Raw genomic sequence first — 23258 nt, 5'->3', positions numbered from 1 at the left:
AACTGGTTTGAATAGCGGGAATCTTTTATGGATCTGCCGATGACCAGCGTCGCCTCAAACCAGAACAACGCTACCACCAGCTACCACCACGGTAATCTGCGTGAGGCTTTGCTGAACGCAGCGGTCGACAGCATCCGTGAACAGGGCGCCGAAAATCTCAGTCTGCGCGCCCTGGCACGGGTAGTCGGCGTATCCCAGACCGCTCCCTACCGCCACTTTGACGACAAGAACGGCCTGCTGGTTGAACTGGCACGCCAGACCTTCGATGAACTCAGCGTCGTCACCAGTGCCTGCATTGAGCCTTCACTCAGCTGTGCCGACAACCTGCTGCGCGCCGGCGAAGCTTACCTGCGTTACGCCATCGCCAATCCGGAAAAGTACCGTCTTATTTTCGGCAGCAGCATCACCAACCGTGAACAATATCCGCAATTACGCACCTCAGCACACAGCGCCTTTAATGTGTTATTGCAGCTGATGGCGGAAGGGGCGCAGCGCGGCGAATTCCTGCCCACAGAACCGATGATTCTGGCCAATAACTGCTGGTCGTCGATTCACGGCTTTGCCCTGCTGACCATCGACGGCGTATTCGCCCGCAAAGAACAACCGCTGGGCTTTGACGACATGCTGCGCACGCACTTACAGCTGACTCTGCGGGCCATCAGTACTCAGCCTCAAACCATACCTTTTTCTGACTGAACAGTCAGATTTCCACCATTTAAGGCAACAGCACCACCCCAGCGTCCATGCGGCCCGCAGGCTGAAACAGGCCAATATTCACAAAATGGAACCATAGTCCAGCTATTTACAGATTGGAGGGTGCCTAAGTCCGTTTTAGGCGCTATACTGCCGCCCTTTTTTACGATCTGAAACAAAGCATTCGTCCGCCCTCAGGGCAGACAAAGCACCCGCCGCGACAACACTGGCGGAACAGAATAAAGACAGCAAACGATCACATCACGACTGACTACAGCAGGACATAACATGGCCAAGCAAACCGCTCTGTACGCCAAGCACCTCGAAGCCAACGGCAAAATCGTCGACTTTGGCGGCTGGGATATGCCCATCCATTACGGCTCGCAGATTCAGGAACACAAAGCTGTGCGCGAGCAGGCCGGTATGTTCGACGTATCGCATATGACCATCGTTGATGTGCGCGGCCCGGATGCCACCGCCTATCTGCAGAAACTGCTGGCCAACGATGTCGCCAAGCTGAAAGAAAGCGGCAAAGCCCTGTACTCCGGCATGCTGAATAACGAAGGCGGCGTGATCGACGACTTAATCGTCTACAAAATGGATGGCTGGTACCGCACCGTGGTGAACTGCTCCACCCGCGAAAAGGATCTGGAGTGGATGTCACGTCAGAGCAAAGGCTTTGAAGTCAGCCTCACCGAACGTCCTGAGCTGGCGATGGTCGCCATCCAGGGGCCGAAAGCCATTGAGCTGGTAAAACAGGTTAAACCGGAAGCCGCCGAACTGATCGACAGCCTGATGATTTTTCAGGGTAAAGGCAAAGGCGAATGGTTCTACGCGCGCACCGGTTACACCGGTGAAGACGGTCTGGAAATTATGGTGCCGGAAGCCGAAGTAGCGGCATTCTGGCAGCAGCTGCTGGATGCCGGTGTTGCTCCGGCCGGTCTGGGCGCACGTGACACCCTGCGTCTGGAAGCCGGTATGAATCTGTACGGCAACGATATGGACGAAAGCATTTCGCCACTGCAGGCCGGCATGGGCTGGACCATTGCCTGGGAACCAGCAGAGCGTGATTTTATCGGCCGTGCCGCACTGGAAGCCGAAAAAGCTGAGCGCGCAGCCAACCCACAGCAGGCGCTGAAGCAGGTTGGCCTGGTACTGGAAGAGCGCGGTGTAATGCGTTCGCACCAGAAGGTTGTGGTTGAAGGCGTTGGTGAGGGTGAAATCACCTCCGGCACCTTCTCCCCAAGCCTGGAGTATTCTATTGCCATGGCGCGTGTACCGGTTGGCACCGCAGACAAGTGTCTGGTGGAAATGCGTGGTAAATTAGTGCCCGCACGCGTGGTTAAGCTGCCTTTCGTCCGTAACGGCAAGCAGCAGTTCTGATTCCTTAACGAATTCGTTTTACGCTTTTTATTTTTGAGTGGAGATCAACATGAGCAATATCCCAGCCGAACTGAAATACGTGACTTCCCATGAGTGGATCCGTCTCGAAGCCGACGGCACCGTAACCATCGGTATTACCGATTTTGCCCAGGCTCAGCTGGGTGATGTGGTATTCGTTGAACTGCCGGAAGTCGGCGCCGAAGTGGAAGCCGAGCAGGACATCGCCGTGGTTGAATCGGTAAAAGCCGCGTCCGACATCTACGCGCCACTGGCCGGTAAAATCATCGCCGTGAACGACGCGCTGGTTGATGCACCGGAAATGGCCAACGAAGATCCGTACGGCAATGCCTGGTTCTTCAAAATGGAACTGGCTAACGCCGACGACCTGAACAACCTGCTCGACGCCGAAGCCTACGCAGCCGCCTGCGAATAAGACGCTTCTGTCCACCTGCGGCCCGGCCGCAGGCGGACTGCCGTTAACACCGCCAGCGGCAGGTTCTCACCAAGCGCATCCGTTTTAACTTTTTTGAGTTCTCCCATGACCACACTGTCTCTTAAAGATCTGGAACAACGCGATAATTTTATCGGCCGTCATATTGCCTCCAATGGCGCAGGCCCGGACAGCAACGAAGAAGCCGCTCTGCTGGCTGCCGTTGGTGCCGACTCGCTGGAAGCCCTGAGCGCCGAAATCGTCCCCGCTGATATTCTGCGTGCGCCTTTCCTTGATATTGCCGACGGCAAAACGGAATACGATGCGCTGAATTATTTAAAAGCGCTGGCCGCCCAAAATAAGATCTTTAAAAGCTACATCGGTCTGGGTTACCACGACACCATTATTCCGCCGGTGATTCTGCGCAATGTGCTGGAAAATCCGGGCTGGTACACCGCCTACACCCCTTACCAGCCGGAAATTGCCCAGGGCCGTCTCGAAGCCCTGCTCAACTTCCAGCAAATGGTGATCGACTTTACCGGTATGGAACTGGCCAACGCCTCCCTGCTGGACGAAGGCACCGCCGCTGCCGAAGCCATGGCCATGGCCAAGCGCTCGGTAAAGAAAAACAAATCCAACACCTTCTATATCGATGAAAACTGCCTGCCGCAGACCATCGACGTGGTCAAAACCCGCGCCGAAGCCTTTGGCTGGGACGTACTGGTTGGCCCGGCGGATGCCGCTGCCGACGCCGATGTATTCGGTGCCCTGTTCCAGTATCCGGGTAAAAACGGTGATGTGCGTGACTTCACCGATGTGATTACCGCCCTGCACGCCAAAGACGCACTGGCCGCCGTGGCCACCGACCTGATGGCGCTGGTGATGCTGAAAGCACCGGGCGAAATGGGTGCCGACATCGTGCTGGGTAACGCCCAGCACTTCGGCGTGCCGATGGGCTTTGGTGGCCCGCACGCGGCGTTCTTTGCCACCCGCGATGCGTACAAGCGTAATATTCCCGGCCGTATTATCGGTGTATCCATTGACGCTCAGGGCAAGCCTGCGCTGCGTATGGCACTGCAGACCCGTGAACAGCATATCCGCCGTGAGAAGGCCAACTCCAACATCTGTACTGCGCAGGTGCTGCTGGCCAACCTGAGTTCCTTCTACGCCGTCTACCACGGCCCACAAGGTCTGAAGACCATTGCCGGCCGAATTCACCGCTTAACCGATATTCTGGCAGCAGGCCTGCAGGCTAAAGGCATTGAGCTGGTCAACAACCACTGGTTCGACACCCTGACCTTTAACGCCAGCGACAAAGCCGCACTACTGGCCCGTGCCGAAGCGCGTGAAGTGAACCTGCGCGACGACGCCGCTCTGGGTATGGCCGCAAACACTCTGGGTGTCAGCCTGCACGAGAAAACTTCTGCAGCCGATGTACAGGAACTGTTCGATATTATTCTCGGCGAAGGTCACGGTCTGGATGTATACGCACTGGATGCGCAGATTGTTGCCAGCGGTTCCAACAGCATCGACGCCGGTCAGGCACGTAACACCGAATTCCTGACCCACCCGACCTTCAACCGCTACCATACCGAGCATGAAATGCTGCGTTATATGAAGCGTCTGGAGTCGAAAGACCTGGCCATGAACCACAGCATGATCACGCTGGGTTCCTGCACCATGAAACTGAACGCCACCACCGAAATGATTCCGGTTACCTGGCCTGAGTTCTCCAATATTCACCCGTTCGCGCCTAAGTCACAGACTGTTGGCTACGAGCAGATGATTGCCGAGCTGGACGACTACCTCAAAGCCGTTACCGGTTTTGACGCCATCTGTATGCAACCGAACTCCGGTGCGCAGGGCGAATACGCCGGTCTGCTGGCGATCAAGAAATACCACGAGAGCCGTGGCGAAGGTCACCGTAACGTCTGTTTGATTCCGCGCTCTGCCCACGGTACTAACCCGGCGTCGGCGCAAATGGCCTCGATGCGCGTTGTGGTCACCAACTGCGATGACGAAGGTAACGTCGACTTTGACGACCTGAAGAAAAAAGCCGAAGAAATCGGCGACCAGCTGTCGTGCCTGATGCTGACCTACCCGTCGACCCACGGTATTTACGAGCAGGGCGTGCGTGAAATCTGCGATCTGGTACACAGCCTCGGCGGCCAGGTGTATATGGACGGCGCCAACCTGAACGCACAGGTGGGCATTACCCAGCCGGCCTTTATCGGTGCCGACGTATCGCACATGAACCTGCACAAAACCTTCGCCATTCCACACGGCGGCGGCGGCCCGGGCATGGGCCCTATCGGTGTTGCCAAACATCTGGCGCCATTCGTGGCCAACCACGCGGTACGCCCGCTGGAGAACGAAGCCAAAGGCAATGGCGCGGTATCGGCTGCGCCTTACGGCTCCGCCAGCATTCTCACCATCAGCTGGATGTACATCACCCTGATGGGCGGCAAAGGTCTGCGTCGTGCGACCCAAAACGCACTGCTGAAAGCCAACTACCTGGCCAAGCGCTTATCGGCTCACTACCCGATTCTGTACTCCGGCCAGAACGGCCGTGTGGCGCACGAATGTATTGTTGACCTGCGTCCGCTGAAAGCCGAAAGCGGCATTACCGAAGTAGATATCGCCAAGCGCTTAATGGACTACGGTTTCCACGCGCCGACCATGTCGTTCCCGGTTGCAGGCACCTTTATGATCGAGCCGACCGAATCGGAATCCAAAGCCGAAATCGACCGCTTTGCTGACGCCATGATCAGCATCAAAGGCGAAATCGACGCGGTACTGCGCGGCGAACTGGATGCGGAAAACAACCCGCTGAAAAACGCCCCGCACACCGCACCGGTAATTGCCGGCGAATGGGATCGTCCATACAGCCGCGAACTGGCCGCTTACCCGGTTAAAGAACTCGGTGCCCATAAATTCTGGCCAACCGTTGGCCGTATTGATGATGTGTACGGCGACCGCAACCTGATTTGTTCTTGCCCGGCGATTGAGAATTACGAGGACTGAATGTTTTCGTAGTTTTCTCGTTCCCACGCTTCGGCGTGGGAACGCAGCGGCTTAAGCAAGTGCTTACTAAAGACGTACCAAGTGTAAGTAATGTCACTCGCGTTGCTCCATATTCTTTGTTAGTACAAAAAAACTGGACTATAGCGATGAAAAGGTTAAAGAATGCATCACGCTCCTCTAGCCGCTATAACCTTCGGTGTAATCAAATTCGTAGTTATGCCATAAGTTCAATCGGAAATGAGACCGAACTGGAAGTTCTGATGCCTTCGATTATGGACAAAGCCTTTTATGGAGAATTGGTTTGATGCCTATGCCTACACCGACGCTTGCTTATGATGCTGGCACCCAGCCTGTAATTGCTCATGGTTTGTCTTATCAAGACGAGCAAGTGAGCGAGATGTTAGCTGGCCCCGTAAAGGATATTTTGCAAGATACCGCAGGCAATGATGAGCTCCAGGAGTTACTTGGCAGTGTCGTGAGCACTGAATTTGAGCAAGAAGGTTTACGCCAAGCACTGACAGATGAAACTGTGCCAGATAACTGGCGAGTGGGCGAAGCTATTGCCGAAGCCTTTGTGGTGGACAAAGGCAATTGTGTGTTTCCGTGGCCAACAGGACGTGATCTTAAAAATCCGAACGCAAGCCCAGCAGGGTGCGATTTGACCGGGTTTCAGCCTGTAAACGATGCTGAGTATCCTTACCGTTTTGCGTTTGGTGAAGTAAAAACGTCTGAAGAGAACAAAACACCGCCAAGCGTTATGACCAGCTTGGGTAACCAATTGTCTGGGCTACGAGATAATCGCCAAGTAAAAGATGCTCTCTTACGTTATTTAGGTCTTCATGCGGTGCAAGCACCTTGGGAGCCGATGTTTAAAAGCGCTGCCAAACGCTATTTTAGCTCGAATACAACGGACGTTGCTGTTTATGGTATTTTGGTGCGCGATATTGCCCCAAGCGCTTCTGATATTGCTGGCCGAGCAAAAGCACTGGCGGCCGATTGTCCAGTGCAAACTGATATTGAAATGTACGCTTTATACCTTCCCCTTAACATGATTGGTACGCTGTCTGCTCGTGCTCAAGCGGCTATGCAGGAGGCGTCATGACGCTTTCACAAGAGCACTTACTGCAGGTAGATCAGCATTGGGCTGTTCAGTCCATTCACGACGAACGGCGTGTTGCTGCTATGGAAATGGCTGAGCGGCGCTTGGTTGATGTGGCGCTGAGTAATCTACTTGAACATGCGGCAACTGAATTTGACAGCGACTTGTTAGAGCAAGTAGCGACGGCGTATGAGTTGGCCGCGATCGAAGGCATTGGCGCTTTGTTGCACCCCGTAGCCAATCAAGACAATAAAAATATTCGTGAGCTTGCACAAGCTGGCGCGTTTCGGGCGTTCGGGCTTTATCGTGTATTACCCGTACCTAGTGACAATGAGGCGCGCTTGTTTCATGTTTTGCATGTGTCGGGTTTAGCCTACTGCGCAGATCGCTGGACTGACTTGCGTCGATGGTTTCAAGAGCAACACAGTACAGTAGCAGTACCCAGTGTGGCAGGTGTCACTTGGGATAAGCGTTTGCTATACCGAATTTTTGATTGTTGGTTACGGCTGCTACGTAAAAACCGCTGGGACGACTTAGATCAGATTTCAGAGATTGTGCTTGGCTTACGAAACGATCAAGCAAACTACGAAAAAGCGTTACTAGAACAAAGCCAAGGTGCAGAGGCGCAAAGCATAGCCATGCGATTAGTAGCGCTTTATCACTGGGCAAAAGCAACTGAGCGTTTAGCTGTGTACATGCTGCAAGGCGAACCGGTAGCGATAGATGCGCAATTAGATCAGCATTTTGAAGCGGCGCAAAAAGCGGCTCAAGCCTCGAAAGACCCGCAACTCGAAATGATCTTACGCTGGCTACATGTCGCAAGCCGAAAAATGGTCGCAGGCTCGTTATGGTGGGTGGCTCATACGGTTAACTCCCGTGTGACTCGCTTTGTTTCCCATGTAACAAAGCACAAGAGCTTCTTTGAGCTATTACCGCCGCAACGAGCTGCGCTTCAAGAGCAAGGTTTACTCGACCAAGCCAGCAGAGCGGTAATTGTTGATTTGCCTACATCAGGCGGTAAAACAGCGCTGGCGCAATTCCGTATGTTGCAAGCACTTAACCAATTTGATCGGGATGATGGTTGGGTGGCCTATGTTGCGCCAACTCGTGCTTTGGTTGCTCAAATTACCCGTCGATTACGTGAAGATTTTGGCCCATTAGGCATTCAAGTTGAGCCGTTAACTGGCGCGATTGAAGTAGATGCTTTTGAAGAAGCTCTTTTGGGTGAAGCACGTGCTTTTCAGGTTTTGGTTGCTACACCTGAGAAACTTCAGTTGGTGATGAGGAACAAAAAAGTCGCTCGTCCATTGGCCTTGGTTGTGATGGATGAAGCTCACAATATTGAAGATGAATCGCGTGGATTGCGGATTGAACTTCTGCTTGCAACGATTAAGCAAGAATCACCTCGGGCAAACTTTTTACTATTGATGCCATTTGTTCCGAATGCTAACGATTTAGCTCAATGGCTAGCTGCTGATCGCGGCCGAAGCATCAGCTTAGGTACTTCAGCGTGGCAACCGAACGAGAGAATTGTTGGCTTATTCGATATCCACAAAGGTGAAAAACGTGGTGATTGGAATTTAAGTTTTGAAACGTTGACGACCACTCAACGTACGATTCATCTTAAAGGAATCCACAATGTAGATGGTAACCGACCTCTGCAAAAACTGACTTACTCTAGCGCTAAAGGGCTTGCAACACAGGCTGTTGCTATGGCTAAGGTGTTCTCTAAGCGTGGTACCAGTATTGCGGTGGCGCAGACGATTCCAGATGCCTGGAGTATTGCTCGTAAAGTTGCAGAAGAGCTTGAACCTTTGGTCCAGGTGCATGAAGACATTAAACTGGTTCAGCGTTTTCTTGCTGCTGAGATTAGCGAGGACTTCGAGCTAATTGATATGCTGTCAAAAGGTGTCGTTGTGCATCATGCTGGTTTACCTGCTGAGGCGCTTTCATTAATCGAGTGGCTTACAGAAGCCGGCCATATTCGGGTGATGTGTGCAACGACAACCATTGCACAAGGGCTTAACTTCCCTGTTTCATCTGTTTTTCTTGCGACGAGAAAATTACCTTACGGCAATGAAATGTCGCATCGGGCATTTTGGAACCTCGCGGGTCGTGCTGGGCGTATCGGCCATGATAGCGTCGGCGTTATCGGTATTGCTGCGGGCAAAGAACCGAATGAGATCCGAAAATATGTTAGTGATGCAACCGCATCGTTAGTTTCCCGCTTGGAAGGAATGCTAGATGATCTTCAAGCTGCGGGGGAATTAGCAAACTTATCTTTGGTTATGCAGCAAGAACAATGGGCTGACTTCAGAAGCTATATCGCTCATTTGTGGAATGAAAAACGTAATTTGGACGCTGTAATTGGTGAAGCAGAACAATTATTGCGAAATACCTATGGCTTTGGTTCTCTTCGCGCTAAGGCTGATCAGGCTTCGCAAGAAAAAGCCGACGCGCTTCTTGAAGCCACCAAAGGATATGTTAGAACGTTAGCTGAGCATCCAGAAAATGCTTCGCTTGCTGATGTTACCGGTTTCTCTCCTGAGGGTGTTCGTTCAACTTTATTGGATTTGAATAACCTTGAAAATAAATTAACGCTTTCGGATTGGGAGCCTTCGAGCCTATTTGGTGATAAATCAAAGTCTGTGTTGCCAAGCTTAATGGGGATTATGCTTAAGGTTCCGCAGTTACAAGAGAGCCTGCGAGAGATCAGTAAAGGTCAGGGCAATAGTCATCGTAAACTTGCTGATATTACCCAGGCTTGGGTAACAGGCAGCTCCATTGAGTCTATAGCGAAGACTTACTTTGAAGGTGATAGCCTTACAGATCAAATCTCTAAAGCTTGTAGAGCGGTGTATAGAGACTTGGCTAACAATGGCGCTTGGGGGTTGTCGGCATTAAGTAAAATGCCAACTTCAGGGCTTGATTTTGAAGCCATGACAGACGAAGAAAAGCGTAGATTAAATAACCTCCCAGCTATGCTTTACCATGGTGTGAAAACCGAAGAAGGTGTGTTGATGCGCATGAACAGCGTTCCACGAAGCATTGCTGAACGTGCCGGTGAAGACTTTAAGGCTCGAACTGAAGCCGGTGCGGAAAATATTCTGTCGCCTCGAAAAGCCAGTGAATATTTGAAATCTTTGAAACCGGATGATTGGACCCGTTTGAAGCCAGAGAACTCATCACTCTCTGGTGAGGATTATCAGAAGATATGGAAGCGCCTTTCAGGAGATGCATAACTTAAACTGAGCGAGCAATGTGCTTGTCGAGTTACAAGCGTTGTGCAATCAAGCGCTAGCGGACACACACTCTAAACTCCATTGATTTCCAGTCTGATAACAGGCATGGACTCTTTTATCGTTCCCACGCTCTGCGTGGGAGCCAGATGCTCAGCCTTCCGCCCGTCGCCACAGATTAAACACCGCATTTTCTGCCGAGCCCATAGCCATAATAAACGTCTGAAAATCGATTCCGGCAAAGTGCTTTTCCAGCACGAGCAGTATCTGGTCTTCCCCTTTAATGCCCTGCGGTAAATACACCGGCTTCTCTTCATTGCTCAGGTAAAAACACCACCAGACATCTTCCCGCCACGGGCCCTGGTCGGTGGTGATAATGTCGATCTGGTCTATGGCGCTGAAAGCAATATCCAGCTCGATGCCATTGCCCTGGGTGATATGCATGCCGCGGTCAGTAAATTTCACATCAGGCTCTCTCACAACGTTACCATTAACCGCACGCTGCCAGCCGTCGCTGATTTTTTTAAAAAGGCTCATAACCACTCCTCCAGCTCCCAGTGAATATTGGCGCGGGCAACCTGCTCACTGTGTTGTCTGAAATACGGGCTGGAGAAGATCCATTCGCGCCCTGACAGCTCATGCAGAAAACGGCGACGGCCAAAGCGGTAAACAAAGTCGGGCAGAAAGTATTCTTTGCGGCACTGGCTGGCATAAGCACGGTAAGCCGCAGGTTCGGCGGCCAGTATCGACAGGTCGATATCCATAAACAGTTGCACATCACCGTCGGCCTGATACTGATGAGTGCGGGTTGCCAGAATCAGTTGTTCGGCTTTGGCGATCACCGCTTCAGGAACCGCCAGCGGCTGCAGATATTCGCGCGCCAGAGCCGCACTCAGCTCTTCGTTATTGCCTTTGTTCTGCTGAATCAGATCGTGAAACCAGATGGCAAAGAAGAACGCCGGCCAGTCTGCTATCGCCGCGCGCTGTTGCTCCGCCAGCTCCAGCATCTGCCGGATATGGCCAATGCCGTGGTAGAAGCGCTGCGCGCCGCTGTAGCTGCTCTGCAGCAGGTTAAACACCTGCTGGCAGGCCTGACTGCCGGCCCCCCACTGCTGCGCCTGTTGCTGCCATTGCTCGCTGAGTTGTTGCATCGCTGTTCTCCTTACCATTCTTTCTGGCGTGTTCTCTCTGGCGCTTTCTCTCTGCCAGTCACACCCTATAAATTGGTTGGTCAACCAACTTAAGTCAAAGATAGGTTATCCACTTCCCTGTCGTCAAGTATTTTGGTTGAATAACCAAAATACTTATCCGGGACCCACCATGGCCAGACCTTCCAATACCGGGCACCGCCGCCAGGAAATCGTCAACGGCCTGATGCAGGCTATGGCCGACAAGGGCTACGAAAAGGCCTCCATTCAGAGCATTGCCAAAGCGGCGGGCTTATCGCCGGGGCTGATTCATTACCACTTCAAGACCAAGCAGGAGATTCTGATTGCGCTGATTCATCAGATCAGCGAGCAGGCCGCGCAGCGTTTTACCCTGCTGGCAGACGCCGCCGGGAATGCCCAACAACAGCTGGATGCCTATATCGACGCCGCACTGGCGTTAGGTGATGGCAGCAACCCTGAGGCGGTAACCGCCTGGGTCATTATTGGCGCAGAGGCTGTGCGTATTGAGGAAGTGCGCGCGCTGTATCAGCAGATTATCCGCCAGCACAGCCAGCAGCTCAGCGAATTATTACAGCAGGCGGCGGCAGAGAATGGCATGACGCTCAGCCCGTCACAAACGGCCGATATCAGCGCCTTTGTGATCGCCAGTATCGAGGGCAGTTACCAGCTGGCCACCACAGCCCCGGCAGCGAACCCGGGTTATGCGGCCCGTTTACTGAAACAGGCGCTCACAGGTATGTTGCAGGCAAATAATTCATAAGCCGAACACACTCAGCGCACGGATGCACCAATATACGCCTGAAGTTATATTGCAGTAATATGCATTGCGGCGCTTTTTTGCAAAAAAACGGCGGAAAATACTGTTCCGGAATTTTGCATCTTTTTTATTAATATCATCATCAACCCTTAACAATCAGGTGATTTCCGATAAAAAACCGGCGGCTAATGACCGGATTAAAATACTACCCGCCCGCTCAATAAAAAAACTATCTTCTTAGAAATAATAGCAAGTCATCAACGAAGCCATTCTGAAACCATTTGAAACCTGAAGAAAACATTACTTCGCTGAGATTTTTTTTATATTAAAACTGTCACGCCATATTAATAAACAAGCCTCTCAATGCGTCCTTCAATTAAGAAGGAGTCCACCTGTGAAATCACCCCACTTACTTATCCCGCTGGCACTGATAGGCAGCAGCCTGCTGGCCGGCTGTAATGACGACTCATCCAATAAACCGGATACCCCCGCCGTCGTGGTCGATGAAAAACACTATCAACCTTTTACTATTGGCCTGTTGCCCGATACTCAGGGCGGCAGCGATGCTTCCGGCCAGGCGCATGTGGCACTGCATCCGCTGCGCGAAGTGTTAAAGCATCAGTCAGCGGCAGGCGCTGATATGGTTATTGCGTTAGGTGACCTGACTGATAAAGGATCGGCAGTTGAATGGCAGGAATGGACATCCGTTGCCAAAACCTATCGTGATCAGGGCATGGAGTTTTTACCGGTTATGGGTAATCACGAAATGAACTACAGCTACACCCACGCCTGGGTGAAAACAATGCGGGATTACATTCCTGAAGATGCCGTTCATATGCCAGGTTATGAATGGATTAATTATTATGTCGTGCGCGAAAATGTTCTGATCATCGGCCTTGCCTATTACAACCTGCCGATTGCCATTGACTGGATTGAAGAAACATTAGAAAAAACCGCCGGACAAGTTGATCACGTGGTCGTTGCCAGCCACGATGGTCTGATTGGTGCAAAATACGGCCTCACCCGCGAACAGATTGTTGAAGGCACCAAGGACGATGACTGGGTATATGGTGTTGCCGATCAGATCCGTGCGCTGTTTTCACAACATGATGTTATTTATGTACAAGGGCATGAGCATCAATATCAGCGCTCATTAATTGCCAAAGATACAGCGCAAACCACCTTTCCGTCCGGCTCAACACCTTCTGGTGGTAATTACCGGATGAACACTTACACGCAGATCATGGCGGGTAATGCATCCTATAAAGGCTACGAATTCCGCTATGGCGAACGTGAACTGGTGCAGATGATTATTGCGCAGAAAAATGCGACCAAAAGCGGTGGTTCAACCCACTTTGACGTAAATTCCGGGCTGCTGAATTTTGATAACGACCGGGTTAATTATCAGGGATATTTTGCCGAACATACCGCCACCAGCAATAACAGCGATCAGGCCTTTAACGCCGACTGGCAATTGCATGATCAGTTTACCCGCACCGGCAACCGCTGTGAAACCGTGGTGTATCCGAACAGCATTCCTGATGGCACCCGCTCGGTCATGGTTTTCCAGCCAGATTACATCACAGATATTTGTCTGGCAGAAGATGGCTCTGTCGCACGCCTCGCCGGTGGTGTGAATAACACCTTTAACCGTACCGATACCCGTGGCCGGGATATGGAATATATGCCCGGTTTTTCACGCGCAGAAACGCTGACCGATCTTACCCGTCTGGCGTATCAGTGGATGTATCAGGTTCATGAAAGCTGGACCCCTAACCTGAACAGTGAACAGCGGATTATTCCTAATACCGTTGATAATGTGCTGGATATCCCGGAAACGACTATTGATCTGAAAGAGCATGTCACCCTGAGCTGGACACCGGCAACCACTGATACCCTGTCGGATATCCTGATTGTCAGCGGTACGCAAAACCAGACCGGCGTTTATCAGGGCGATTATGGTGAAACCAAAGATATCAGCACCGACACTGGCCTGCCCGGTTCGACCACCGATGCATCATCCGCTAAAGCACCGGTTGTTCTGCCAGCGACGGCAACCCGCAGCTGGAATATCAGCGATGCCGTTGCCGATGCTTACGCGATTGAATTTAAAGGTGCAGAAAATCTGACCGCTGATAATGCTCAGCTTGCCAGCCTGAAAGCCAGCCAATGGCAACCACTGACCAGCGGCAATTGTGTAACCGCTGGCCGTTGGCTGAAAAGCTACCTGCAAACGCCACCGGTCCGCCCTGCTGAATGTGCCAACCAACCACTGGTAGGCTACGATGCCGGCGAAAATACCTGGTGGACGGTTCTGAACCGGGATGCTGAAGTGGCATTAATAGCTCTCTGATACCTGTATTTTTCACAATACAGAAACAGACCTCAGCGGCCCGCCGCTGAGGTCTTTTTTTTAAATTCGTTTCCATACCCCGCGTAACTCGTTCCCATGCTCCGCGTAACTCGTTCCCATGCTCCGCGTGGGAATGCAATTCCGTAAAGGCTACCACGCAGAGCGTGGGAGCCAGGTGATGCTCCGCGTGGGAGCCAGGTGATAATGCTGAACTCGTTCCCATGCTCCGCGTGGGAATGCGATGCCGTAAAGACTACCACGCAGAGCGTGGGAGCCAGAAGCCAGGTGTGATGCTCAGCGTGGGAGCCAGGTGAGTGCGTGGGAGCCACGATGATGTATTTTTCGCTGTATTATCTGACACCTGTTTTATACGCTGGCAAAAAATATCCCATCCGCTAACATGGCCGATTGTTTAATCACTGCGCTGTTTTATGTCTTCGTTACGTCCCGCTCTCATAACCGATATTCCGGAAATTCTGCGCATTCAGGCGCTGTGCTACACCAGCATCGAGCCTGAGAGAGCCGAATCTTTTATTAATAAATTACAGCAGGCACCCGGCTGTGCTTTTGTTGTTGAAGATAAAAACGACATTATTAAAGATGCGGGCAACAATAGTGATGCAGAGATAAAAGAAAACGGAAAATTACTGGCCTATTTATTTGCCCTGCCAATCCGCACAGAACAGCCACCAGCGCTGGATGCCGATGATTTTATCGTGCCACCGGAGGCTGATTGTTTGTATCTGCATGATTTAGCCATTGATCCCTCCGCGCGCGGCCTGGGTTTAAGTTCACCACTGCTGGAGGCATTTTTTAATACTGCCAGAGCGCGGTGTTTTACCCAGACCAGCCTGATTGCCATTCAGAATTCGGTGCCGTTCTGGCAGCGTTATGGTTTTCATAACCGCCATCCGCTGTCACAGGACGCTGAGTTACAGGCCAGAATCAGCGTTTATGGTGAAGCTGCTTATCTGACCTGCGCGCTTTGATAGTACCAATACCGGATTCAACCGGATTTATGCTTCGGCTTTAAGGGTCGGTTTGCGGTTCGGTTTGCGGATCGGTTTGCACCTCAAGGTGACACTCGGAACAGGATTCCTGCAGCCAGACATCATCCGTCTGCTGACCCTTGTCAGACACCGGCCGATCATTATCTGCACCGGGAAATGCAACCCCATACAACGCCTGCAGCACAGAGAAATCCATAAACATATCCGAGCGGTTACTGCTGACCGAGCGCCGGTTTTGCGAGCGTATGGAATATTCCTCACCTCTTACCACCAGCGGCAGCCAGTGCGCCTGCTGAGCATCAGAGATAACTCTGTTGCGCTGCAGATCAAAAATCTGGGCCTGCCCCTGTTCATCCTGAACCCAGTAAATATTGCTGCCGGCAAACGGCAGACTGAGCGGAAACGCCCAGCCGCCATTATCATGATTAATCAGGCTGTGTAATTCATTCACCGTTGGCAGACGCCACTGATCCTGGCCACAGAAATGCTGCTGTGATAATGCATGCAGACGCTGCTGCAGCGCATTCAGCGTCAGCGCGGTGGAAGATTCTTCACTGACCAGCCAGCGCTGCCCTAATTGCAGGTAATCAACACAGCCCCAGGCCTGCTCCTGATACGGCCGGTGCTGCCAGCGCAGCGGGGTGCCCCAGCGGTCGAGGCGCACCATACGTTGCTGCTCGGATAAATCACCATGGCCAAAATCCGGCAACTGATGCAGCAAGGCAAAACTGTCGGCCAGCGCCTGCTGATGACGCAGCTGAAAAGCGATACGGTGTACCGGGCTGCGCGCCAGCACCTGTGCCAGTTGCCAGCTGCTCTTATAGTGCGCCAGCAGCGGCGTGGCGGCATGATCAGCCGTTGTTTCCGCACCGTCACTGATACCCTCCAGCAAGACCGCATGCAGAATATTGTGCAGCGGCTCCAGCTGCGGATTGGCCGGTTCGGCCCGGCTGCCATTGCTGAGTGCCGCACGGGCAGTGCTCAGAGCACTGAGCTGTAAATGCCCCAGCTCATCCGGACGCCCGCGTAAACGATAAGCGCCCGACCAGGCCTCAGCCCAGAGTCCGGCCGGCGCATCCTGTAATGGCCGCGGTAAGCGGAACTTACCATCCGCAGCAACGCTTACGGCCTCACCCAGAGATTCATCATCAAACAGCCACTGCACCCGAAAACCAGACCAGTCGACCGTTGTTGCCGCCAGTGCCAGCTGCCCTTCGACCAGTGCGCGCTCATGCAGCTGCGGAATCGGCGGCAGGGCCGACATACCAAAACGCGGAGCCAGTGGTGCAGAAAGTTTGCCGCTATCGGGCGGCGAAGCTGTACTGCCACCAGACCGGGAGCCATCGTCACAGCCTGCCAGCAGCGCAAGCAACACACCGATGTACACAAAAAACGGCAACGGAAAACTACAAAAATAAGAATTGCGCTTAGTCATAGAAAAACAACGACTTACAGAAAGCGCGCATTATGGCACGAATAAAAACCCGGATTGCAGAACTGCTGCACGCTTGCACGCCGACTGAGCCGTTCTATCGTTATCAGATCACTCTGCGGAGCCATGCCATGAACCTTGTCCGTCTGATTTACGCCAGCCGTAAAACCGAATTCTGGAATGATCTTGAGCTGGGACGTCTGCTGGAAAATGCCCAGCGCTACAACAAAGCGCATCACATCACCGGCATTCTTTACTTTAACCGCAAATACTTTCTGCAGTGCATCGAAGGGCAACGGGAGATCGTGTCTTCCCTGTATAACGAAATTGTGCAGGACCGGCGCCATTGCGATGTGCAGATCCTGGCTTTCGACGAGATTGATGAACGGGACATGGAGCACTGGCATATGTCTTATCTGCCCGACAGTCAGATTACCCAGAGCATGGTGCTGAAATATACCAACAGCACCGATTTTGATCCCTTCAGCATGACCGCCCGTGGCGCACTGAGTTTTATGCGGAATGCCTGTCATCTGTTACGTGCCAGCCAGCAATCGGCATAAGCCCGGACTGACAAACCCACATAAAACCGGGTAGCCGCAGCCGTTCAACCCCGGCCGCGTCTGATCCAGCCTTCCAGCTGCAGTATCAGCAACAGTACGATGCCACAGCCCGCAGCCACCAGCAGCGCTGCGACATCCGGCGCGCTGCTGTTAAAGGTACGCTGAAACAGCGGCAGCCAGTTAAATAAAGACTGCATCACAATCAGCGCCGCAATGGCCGCCCAGATCACCGGCGTACCTTTAAAACCCTGTAAGCTGATGGCCTGCCCCGGCGGGTAACGCACCGCAAACAGATAGAATAATTCCATCGCCACCAGCGCATTTACCGCCACGGTACTGGCAAAAGCTTCGCTGCCAGAGTGCGCCATCCCCCAGTGCCAGGCGGCAAAAATACCGGCCAGAAACAGCAACGACACCTTCAATACCTGCCAGGCAAGACGCCGGCTGAGCAGAGGCTCAAAGCGGGCACGGGGTGGCTGCTGCATCATGCCGGGTAAGGCCGGCTCAAACGCCAGGGTCATAGCCAGAATCACCGAGCTGATCATATTCACCCACAGAATCTGCAGCGCTGAAATCGGCAGGGTATGCCCCAGCAACAGCGCCACCACCAGACTGATGGATTCACCGCCGTTAATCGGCAGCATAAAGGCAATGCCTTTTTTCAGGTTCTGATAAACCGTGCGGCCTTCCTTAACCGCGGCCACCAGGCTGGCAAAATTGTCGTCCAGCAACACCACTGCCGAGGCTTCACGCGCCGCCTGTGAGCCTTTGTGTCCCATGGCAATACCCACGTCGGCGGCTTTAAGTGCCGGCGCATCGTTCACGCCATCGCCGGTCATCGCCACCACAGCGCCGCCCTGACCATCAGCGCGCTGATTACCACTGTCAGCGCCACTGCCAGCACTGCTCTGCAGCGCCTGCACCAGCCGCAGCTTATGTTCCGGGCTGGTGCGGGCATAAACATTCACCCGCCCGACGCAATCCTGCAGCGCCTGATCATCCAGCTCGTCCAGTTGTTTGCCGGTCAGTACCTCAGCGCTGTTACTCAGCCCCAGCCGGGCGGCAATGGCACTGGCAGTCAGCGCGTGATCGCCGGTGATCATTTTCACCGCAATACCGGCGGCATGGCATTCCGCCACCGCGGCGATGGCTTCGGCGCGCGGCGGGTCCATTAAACCGACCAGACCGATCAGCTGCAGCTCATTCAGGTCGGACATTTCCAGCTCGCTGCCGCTGTATTCTTTGCAGGCCAGGGCCAGTACCCGCTGGCCATCGGCGGCCAGCCGCTCAATCATCTCAAGCCAGTATCCGGTTTGCAGAGCCACGCTGTTACCGGCGTCATCCAGCTGCTGGCGGCAACGCTGCAGCAGTGCTTCCGGCGCGCCTTTTACCCACAGCACATGCCGCCCCTGATGGTTGTGATTCAGCGTCGCCATCAGGCGGTATTCGGCATCAAAGGGAATTTCGTCACGCCGTGGCCAGTGCTGCGCCAGACGCACCGGGTCACCATCCAGCCGGTGGACCAGCACCTGCAACGCGGCCTCCATCGGGTCGCCGTGAATTTTTACCGTACCTTCGGCGGCCTGCAGACTGGCATCGTTACACAGGGCCGCCGCCAGCATCAGCGGTGTCTGCAGCGCTTCCGGTAAGGGTTCATCCAGTCCGCCATCGAGGGCGTAGCCATCACCGCGCACCTGGCGGTAATGAACGCCACAGGCCAGGGCCGCCACCATCATTTCGTTGCGTGTCAGGGTGCCGGTTTTATCCGAGCAGATCACCGACACCGCACCAATGGTTTCAATCGCCGGCATGCGCCGTACCACGGCCTGACGTTTGGCCATACGCCGCACCCCCACGGCCAGGGTAATCGACAGAATGGCGGGTAACCCTTCCGGAATAGCCGCCACCGTTAAGCCGACAACGGCAATAAATAAATCGGCAAATGGCAGCCCGCTGAGCCAGTGGCCAAGCAGCAGAATCAGTAAGCCACCGGCCAGTACCAGCGTTGCCATCAGCCGCGCAAAGCGATCCATCTGTGCCAGCAGCGGGGTTTGTAAGCCGGTTGTTTGCTGCAATAAGCCTGAAATGCGGCCGATTTCTGAACGGCTGCCGGTGGCCACCACCACACCGCGGCCGGTACCACGCACCACCAGCGTGCCGGAAAAGGCCATATTGGTCTGATCCCCCAGCGCACTGGCGGCGGCCAGAGCCTCTGGCTGTTTTTCCACCGCCAGCGATTCACCGGTCAGAATGGCCTCATCCAGACTCAGGCTGTGGCAACGTTCCAGACGGATATCCGCCGGTACCCGGTCGCCGGGTTCAAGCAGCACCGTATCGCCGGGCACCAGATCGGCGGCGGCAATGCGCTGGCTGTGACCATCGCGGATCACACTGGCCGCTGGTGCCAGCATATGGCGGATAGCCGCCAGCGCCTGCTCTGCACGGCCCTCCTGCACCAGCCCGATCAGCGCCTGGGAAATCACCACCGCCAGAATCACCACACTGTCGAGGGTATGGCCAAGCAGCGCGGTAATTACCACCGCCGACAGCAGCACCAGAATCAGCAGGTTACTGATCTGTGCCCATAAGCGCTGCCACCACGAACGTCCGCGCGCCTGCGGCAAGCTGTTGCTGCCCTGTTGCTGTAACCGTGTTGCGGCTTCGCTGCTGCTAAGGCCCTCTTCCGGTGCCTGCAGCCGGGCGCGGATCTCGGCCACAGCAAGCTGGCTGGCCGCCATAGAGGTGGGGTCATCAACAAGCCGATCGGCGGTTTTGCGGTCGCGGGCAAGAGTCATAGCTTCGTCCTGAAATCTGGCTGTTCAGTGTGCCGTTTCTGCAGGAAGTAGGGGTTGCGGCGGGTCAAGAATATGGCAGGCAAGTTACGCCAGCGGCGGCTACCGGCCTGAACCGACCAGCAACCACCGCGGCAGTGGATAACTCAGGCGCGGCTCATCGCCAGCGCAGTGTCCAGCATACGGTGGGCAAAGCCCCATTCATTATCGTACCAGGCCATCACATGCAGCAGATGGCCCTGTGCATGGGTATGGTTGGCATCAAAGATGGAGGACGCCGGATTGCCGTTAAAGTCGACCGACACCAGCGCACGGTCGTTATAATCCAGTACGCTGCTGGCCGCTGCGGCAGCACGCATCACCGCGTTCACTTCATCGCGCGACGGCGTGTCGTGTACGCGCAGCACCAGATCCACCAGCGACACATTAGCGGTCGGCACACGCACCGCCATACCGGCGATTTTGCCATCCAGCCCCGGCAGTACCAGACCAATGGCTTTGGCCGCACCGGTACGGGTCGGGATCATCGACAACGCCGCCGCACGGGCGCGATACAGATCATCATGCCCCAGATCGAGCAGGTGCTGATCGTTGGTGTAGGCATGGATGGTGGTCATGCTGCCTTCTTCAATGCCGAACTGCTCGTGCAGTACCCGCGCCACCGGTGCCAGACAGTTGGTGGTACAGGAGGCGTTGGAAACAATACGGTCGCTGGCCTGCAGCACGTTATCGTTAACGCCGAACACCACCGTGGCATCGACATCTTCTGCCGGCGCTGAAATCAGTACTTTGCCGGCACCGGCATCCAGATGCGCCATGGATTTCACCGCACTGGTCATACGCCCTGAGCATTCCAGCACGATGTCGATATCCAGCTCGCCCCAGGGCAGCTTCAGTGGCTCGGCTTCACGCAACAGCATGATGGCGTCATCCCCCAGTACCAGCAGACCGTCTTCGAGACGGATATCGGCGTTAAAGTGCCCATGTACTGAATCAAACTCCAGCAAGTGCGCACAGGTTTCGGCATCGCCCAGATCGTTGATCGCCACCACCTGTATCTGCTCGCGGAAACCCGACTGATACAGCGCCCGTAAAACATTGCGGCCAATACGGCCAAACCCGTTAATTGCTATCCGCAGCATAGTGACTCCGCACTGATGAATGTTTTATCAGTGTAGTTGCTGCGGCGTGAATGCCCGCTTGATCTGGCACAAAAGAACAACCTGTTGCAGGATCAATGGTTTGACCATACAGGCCGTTTCCGGTATTTTTCGCGGCCTTAACGTCGCTGTGTTTGTGGTAAGACCGAAGTCTTCCGGAAACTGACATTCCTGCTGAAACACCTTGCCCGCGCGCGGCAACAGAGCGGTTTCAGCCAGTCAGCGGAAGCCGGCCCCGGCACAGCCACTTCTTACTTAACCATCCGTTGTTTTACTGCCCCGCTCCTCCGGTGGTAATGCCAGACTCTGCTATGGCCGGATTGGTAACTGATTTTTGTGTATGACGACGGCCTGCTACCAGTCCCCTGAAGGGACTGAAAGTCACGGAAAAAACCCGTGTTGTGGTTGAAAGTTCGCCTCCCGGCGACTGCAATATACATTAGTAGTAGCTGTCTCATTAGCGGTTGTAAGCCGTAAGGGCGCTGTGTATAAAGCGTCGATTTATCCTTCCCCGCTGCCCCGGCCACAAGCCCCGGCAGAATTCAGGCCAGAAGGCTATCAGCCAATGTCCATGGGGACGCCAGTTGTCTGGCATGCACGCAGATTTTGATTTTCTGATTTAAAGGCGAAATCCATGACTATACAAAAAGTCGATGTGCTCCTCGTCGGAGGCGGGGTCATGAGTGCTACCCTGGGAACCCTGCTTACCAAGCTGGACCCATCACTCAAAATCACTATGGTCGAACGTCTGGACCATGTTGCTCACGAAAGTACCGACGGCTGGAACAACGCCGGTACCGGTCACGCAGGCTACTGCGAACTCAATTACACCGCCGAAGATGCCCAGGGCAACGTCGCCATTGACCGCGCACTGGTGATCAACGCCAACTTCGAAGTGTCGCTGCAGCTGTGGGCGCACATGGTGGAAAACGGCGTACTGCCGGAACCTACCCAGTTCATCAACCCGACACCGCATATGAGCTTTGTCTGGGGCGAAGATAACGTTGCCTTCCTGCGCCAGCGTCACGCCAAAATGAGCGCTCACCATCTGTTTAAAGAGATGGAATACAGCGAAGACCCGGCGGTGCTGCGTGAGTGGATGCCACTGGTGATGGAAGGACGTGACCCGTCCGAAAAAGTGGCGGCTACCCGCGTGCTGCACGGTGCCGATGTCGACTTCGGCTCGCTGACCCGCAATCTGGTAAAACGCCTGCAGGAAAAAGAAAGCTTCAGCCTGCTGCTGAACCACGAAGTGGATGATTTTGACCACTCCCACGACGGCAGCTGGTTTGTCCGCGTGAATGACCGCAAGAGCGGTAAGTCTTCGACCATTAATGCCAAATTCGTCTTCCTCGGTGCCGGCGGTGGCGCACTGCCATTGCTGCAGGCATCCGGTATCGACGAAGCCAACGGTTATGGCGGCTTCCCGGTTTCCGGCCAGTGGCTGGTGTGTAAAGACCCGGCCATCGTCAGCCAGCACCACGCCAAGGTATATGGTAAAGCCGCTATCGGTGCGCCCCCGATGTCGGTACCGCATCTGGATACCCGTATCATCAATGGCGAGCCTGCCCTGCTGTTCGGACCTTATGCCGGTTTTACCACCAAGTTCCTGAAAGCAGGCTCCAAGCTCGACCTGCTGAAATCGGTCAGCATCAGCAACCTGTTGCCGATGATGTCGGTTGGCATTAACAACATGGATCTGACCAAATACCTGATCAGCGAAGTGATGCAGTCACACGAAGACCGCGTAGCCACCCTGCGTGGTTACTTCCCGAGCTGCAAAGATGAAGACTGGACCCTGGCCGAAGCCGGTCAGCGGGTACAGGTCATCAAGAAAGATGCAGAAGGCCGCGGTAAGCTGGAATTCGGTACCGAACTGGTGGCTGCCAAAGACGGCAGCTTAGCCGCTCTGCTGGGTGCCTCTCCGGGTGCATCGGTATCGGTACAGGCGATGATCGAAGTACTGGAACGCTGCTTTAAAGACAAAATGCAGAGTGAGTGGAAAGCCCGGTTAAAAGAGATTATTCCGTCCTATGGCGAAGATCTGAAAACCAACGAAGCCCTGCTTAACAGCATCCGCGAACATACGCTAAGCACGCTGAAGCTGAAGTAATTTCAGCTTCAGCAGCGGTGCTGAAACTGCATAAAAAAGCG

The 23258-nt window shown here is 54.1% G+C and carries 15 protein-coding genes and 1 pseudogene; 11 read left to right on the top strand and 5 right to left on the bottom strand.

Translation table 11 applies throughout. From position 1 onward, the window contains the following. Positions 1-27: 27 nt before the first annotated feature. The 6 genes from HUF19_RS04470 to HUF19_RS04445 all read left to right on the top strand — a co-directional run bounded on the left by HUF19_RS04470 (position 28) and on the right by HUF19_RS04445 (position 9871). A complete protein-coding gene (locus tag HUF19_RS04470; RefSeq protein WP_260998684.1) occupies positions 28-696 on the top strand; it encodes a TetR/AcrR family transcriptional regulator in 669 nt (222 codons plus the stop codon). A 285-nt stretch (positions 697-981) separates the two neighbouring features. Further along, the gene (gcvT, locus tag HUF19_RS04465; RefSeq protein WP_260998683.1) at positions 982-2076 is read left to right on the top strand and encodes a glycine cleavage system aminomethyltransferase GcvT; all 1095 of its coding nucleotides are present in this window, start codon (positions 982-984) and stop codon (positions 2074-2076) included. A gap of 49 nt (positions 2077-2125) precedes the next feature. Beyond that, positions 2126-2509 carry a glycine cleavage system protein GcvH gene (gene gcvH, locus HUF19_RS04460; protein ID WP_260998682.1) on the top strand — a complete coding sequence of 128 codons (384 nt, stop codon included), beginning with the start codon at positions 2126-2128 and terminating at the stop codon, positions 2507-2509. A 105-nt stretch (positions 2510-2614) separates the two neighbouring features. Beyond that, entirely contained in the window at positions 2615-5530 is a 2916-nt protein-coding gene (gene gcvP, locus HUF19_RS04455; RefSeq protein WP_260998681.1) for an aminomethyl-transferring glycine dehydrogenase, read from the top strand. 304 nt (positions 5531-5834) lie between these two features. Continuing rightward, positions 5835-6632, top strand: a complete 798-nt coding sequence (locus tag HUF19_RS04450) for a hypothetical protein (RefSeq protein WP_260998680.1) — start codon at positions 5835-5837, stop codon at positions 6630-6632. After that, positions 6629-9871, top strand: a complete 3243-nt coding sequence (locus HUF19_RS04445; protein ID WP_260998679.1) for a DEAD/DEAH box helicase — start codon at positions 6629-6631, stop codon at positions 9869-9871. The genes HUF19_RS04450 and HUF19_RS04445 overlap by 4 nt, the downstream gene beginning before the upstream one ends. A gap of 150 nt (positions 9872-10021) precedes the next feature. Here HUF19_RS04445 and HUF19_RS04440 read toward each other — a convergent pair whose 3' ends face one another. Both HUF19_RS04440 and HUF19_RS04435 read right to left on the bottom strand, forming a co-directional pair. Next, the gene (locus tag HUF19_RS04440) at positions 10022-10405 is read right to left on the bottom strand and encodes a hypothetical protein (RefSeq protein ID WP_260998678.1); all 384 of its coding nucleotides are present in this window, start codon (positions 10403-10405) and stop codon (positions 10022-10024) included. Then, on the bottom strand, positions 10402-11019 hold the full coding sequence (locus HUF19_RS04435) for an HD domain-containing protein (protein WP_260998677.1): 618 nt from the start codon (positions 11017-11019) through the stop codon (positions 10402-10404). The genes HUF19_RS04440 and HUF19_RS04435 overlap by 4 nt, the downstream gene beginning before the upstream one ends. Positions 11020-11188: 169 nt before the next feature. Here HUF19_RS04435 and HUF19_RS04430 point away from each other — a divergent pair, with 169 nt between their 5' ends. The 3 genes from HUF19_RS04430 to HUF19_RS04420 all read left to right on the top strand — a co-directional run bounded on the left by HUF19_RS04430 (position 11189) and on the right by HUF19_RS04420 (position 15136). After that, the gene (locus tag HUF19_RS04430; protein WP_260998676.1) at positions 11189-11797 is read left to right on the top strand and encodes a TetR/AcrR family transcriptional regulator; all 609 of its coding nucleotides are present in this window, start codon (positions 11189-11191) and stop codon (positions 11795-11797) included. A 391-nt stretch (positions 11798-12188) separates the two neighbouring features. After that, a complete protein-coding gene (locus tag HUF19_RS04425) occupies positions 12189-14147 on the top strand; it encodes a metallophosphoesterase family protein (protein WP_260998675.1) in 1959 nt (652 codons plus the stop codon). A gap of 431 nt (positions 14148-14578) precedes the next feature. After that, entirely contained in the window at positions 14579-15136 is a 558-nt protein-coding gene (locus tag HUF19_RS04420; protein ID WP_260998674.1) for a GNAT family N-acetyltransferase, read from the top strand. A 40-nt stretch (positions 15137-15176) separates the two neighbouring features. Here the strand turns inward: HUF19_RS04420 and HUF19_RS04415 are convergent, their stop codons facing one another. Beyond that, on the bottom strand, positions 15177-16592 hold the full coding sequence (locus HUF19_RS04415; protein ID WP_260998673.1) for a DUF1566 domain-containing protein: 1416 nt from the start codon (positions 16590-16592) through the stop codon (positions 15177-15179). Between the two features lie 128 nt (positions 16593-16720). On the opposite strand from HUF19_RS04415, the gene HUF19_RS04410 reads away from it, so the two are divergent. Beyond that, on the top strand, positions 16721-17152 hold the full coding sequence (locus tag HUF19_RS04410; RefSeq protein WP_260998672.1) for a BLUF domain-containing protein: 432 nt from the start codon (positions 16721-16723) through the stop codon (positions 17150-17152). 44 nt (positions 17153-17196) lie between these two features. On the opposite strand, the pseudogene HUF19_RS04405 reads toward HUF19_RS04410, so the two are convergent. Together HUF19_RS04405 and gap are read right to left on the bottom strand one after the other, a co-directional pair. After that, positions 17197-19818 (bottom strand): annotated as a pseudogene (locus tag HUF19_RS04405) (cation-translocating P-type ATPase); the annotation flags it as partial. Positions 19819-20090: 272 nt separating this feature from the next. After that, positions 20091-21086, bottom strand: coding sequence for a type I glyceraldehyde-3-phosphate dehydrogenase (gap, locus tag HUF19_RS04400; protein ID WP_260998670.1), 996 nt, complete (start codon positions 21084-21086; stop codon positions 20091-20093). Between the two features lie 652 nt (positions 21087-21738). On the opposite strand from gap, the gene mqo reads away from it, so the two are divergent. Beyond that, positions 21739-23217: a malate dehydrogenase (quinone) gene (gene mqo / locus HUF19_RS04395; protein ID WP_260998669.1), complete on the top strand. Its 1479-nt coding sequence runs from the start codon at positions 21739-21741 to the stop codon at positions 23215-23217. The last annotated feature ends 41 nt before the right edge of the window (positions 23218-23258 follow it).

It is taken from the genome of Thalassolituus hydrocarboniclasticus, from assembly GCF_025345565.1.
GTDB classification, from domain to species: Bacteria; Pseudomonadota; Gammaproteobacteria; order Pseudomonadales; family Oceanobacteraceae; genus Venatoribacter; species Venatoribacter hydrocarboniclasticus.
The sequence above is the reverse complement of the archived record's forward strand: the minus strand, read 5'-3'. Positions and strand labels throughout refer to the sequence as shown.

What these genes read in the sequence shown, in the direction of transcription:
- HUF19_RS04470 (WP_260998684.1), top strand. Translation starts at nt 28, where the DNA reads ATGGATCTGCCGATGACCAGCGTCGCCTCAAACCAGAACAACGCTACC.
- gcvT (WP_260998683.1), top strand. Translation starts at nt 982, where the DNA reads ATGGCCAAGCAAACCGCTCTGTACGCCAAGCACCTCGAAGCCAACGGC.
- gcvH (WP_260998682.1), top strand. Translation starts at nt 2,126, where the DNA reads ATGAGCAATATCCCAGCCGAACTGAAATACGTGACTTCCCATGAGTGG.
- gcvP (WP_260998681.1), top strand. Translation starts at nt 2,615, where the DNA reads ATGACCACACTGTCTCTTAAAGATCTGGAACAACGCGATAATTTTATC.
- HUF19_RS04450 (WP_260998680.1), top strand. Translation starts at nt 5,835, where the DNA reads ATGCCTATGCCTACACCGACGCTTGCTTATGATGCTGGCACCCAGCCT.
- HUF19_RS04445 (WP_260998679.1), top strand. Translation starts at nt 6,629, where the DNA reads ATGACGCTTTCACAAGAGCACTTACTGCAGGTAGATCAGCATTGGGCT.
- HUF19_RS04440 (WP_260998678.1), bottom strand. Translation starts at nt 10,405, where the DNA reads ATGAGCCTTTTTAAAAAAATCAGCGACGGCTGGCAGCGTGCGGTTAAT.
- HUF19_RS04435 (WP_260998677.1), bottom strand. Translation starts at nt 11,019, where the DNA reads ATGCAACAACTCAGCGAGCAATGGCAGCAACAGGCGCAGCAGTGGGGG.
- HUF19_RS04430 (WP_260998676.1), top strand. Translation starts at nt 11,189, where the DNA reads ATGGCCAGACCTTCCAATACCGGGCACCGCCGCCAGGAAATCGTCAAC.
- HUF19_RS04420 (WP_260998674.1), top strand. Translation starts at nt 14,579, where the DNA reads ATGTCTTCGTTACGTCCCGCTCTCATAACCGATATTCCGGAAATTCTG.
- HUF19_RS04415 (WP_260998673.1), bottom strand. Translation starts at nt 16,592, where the DNA reads ATGACTAAGCGCAATTCTTATTTTTGTAGTTTTCCGTTGCCGTTTTTT.
- HUF19_RS04410 (WP_260998672.1), top strand. Translation starts at nt 16,721, where the DNA reads ATGAACCTTGTCCGTCTGATTTACGCCAGCCGTAAAACCGAATTCTGG.
- gap (WP_260998670.1), bottom strand. Translation starts at nt 21,086, where the DNA reads ATGCTGCGGATAGCAATTAACGGGTTTGGCCGTATTGGCCGCAATGTT.
- mqo (WP_260998669.1), top strand. Translation starts at nt 21,739, where the DNA reads ATGACTATACAAAAAGTCGATGTGCTCCTCGTCGGAGGCGGGGTCATG.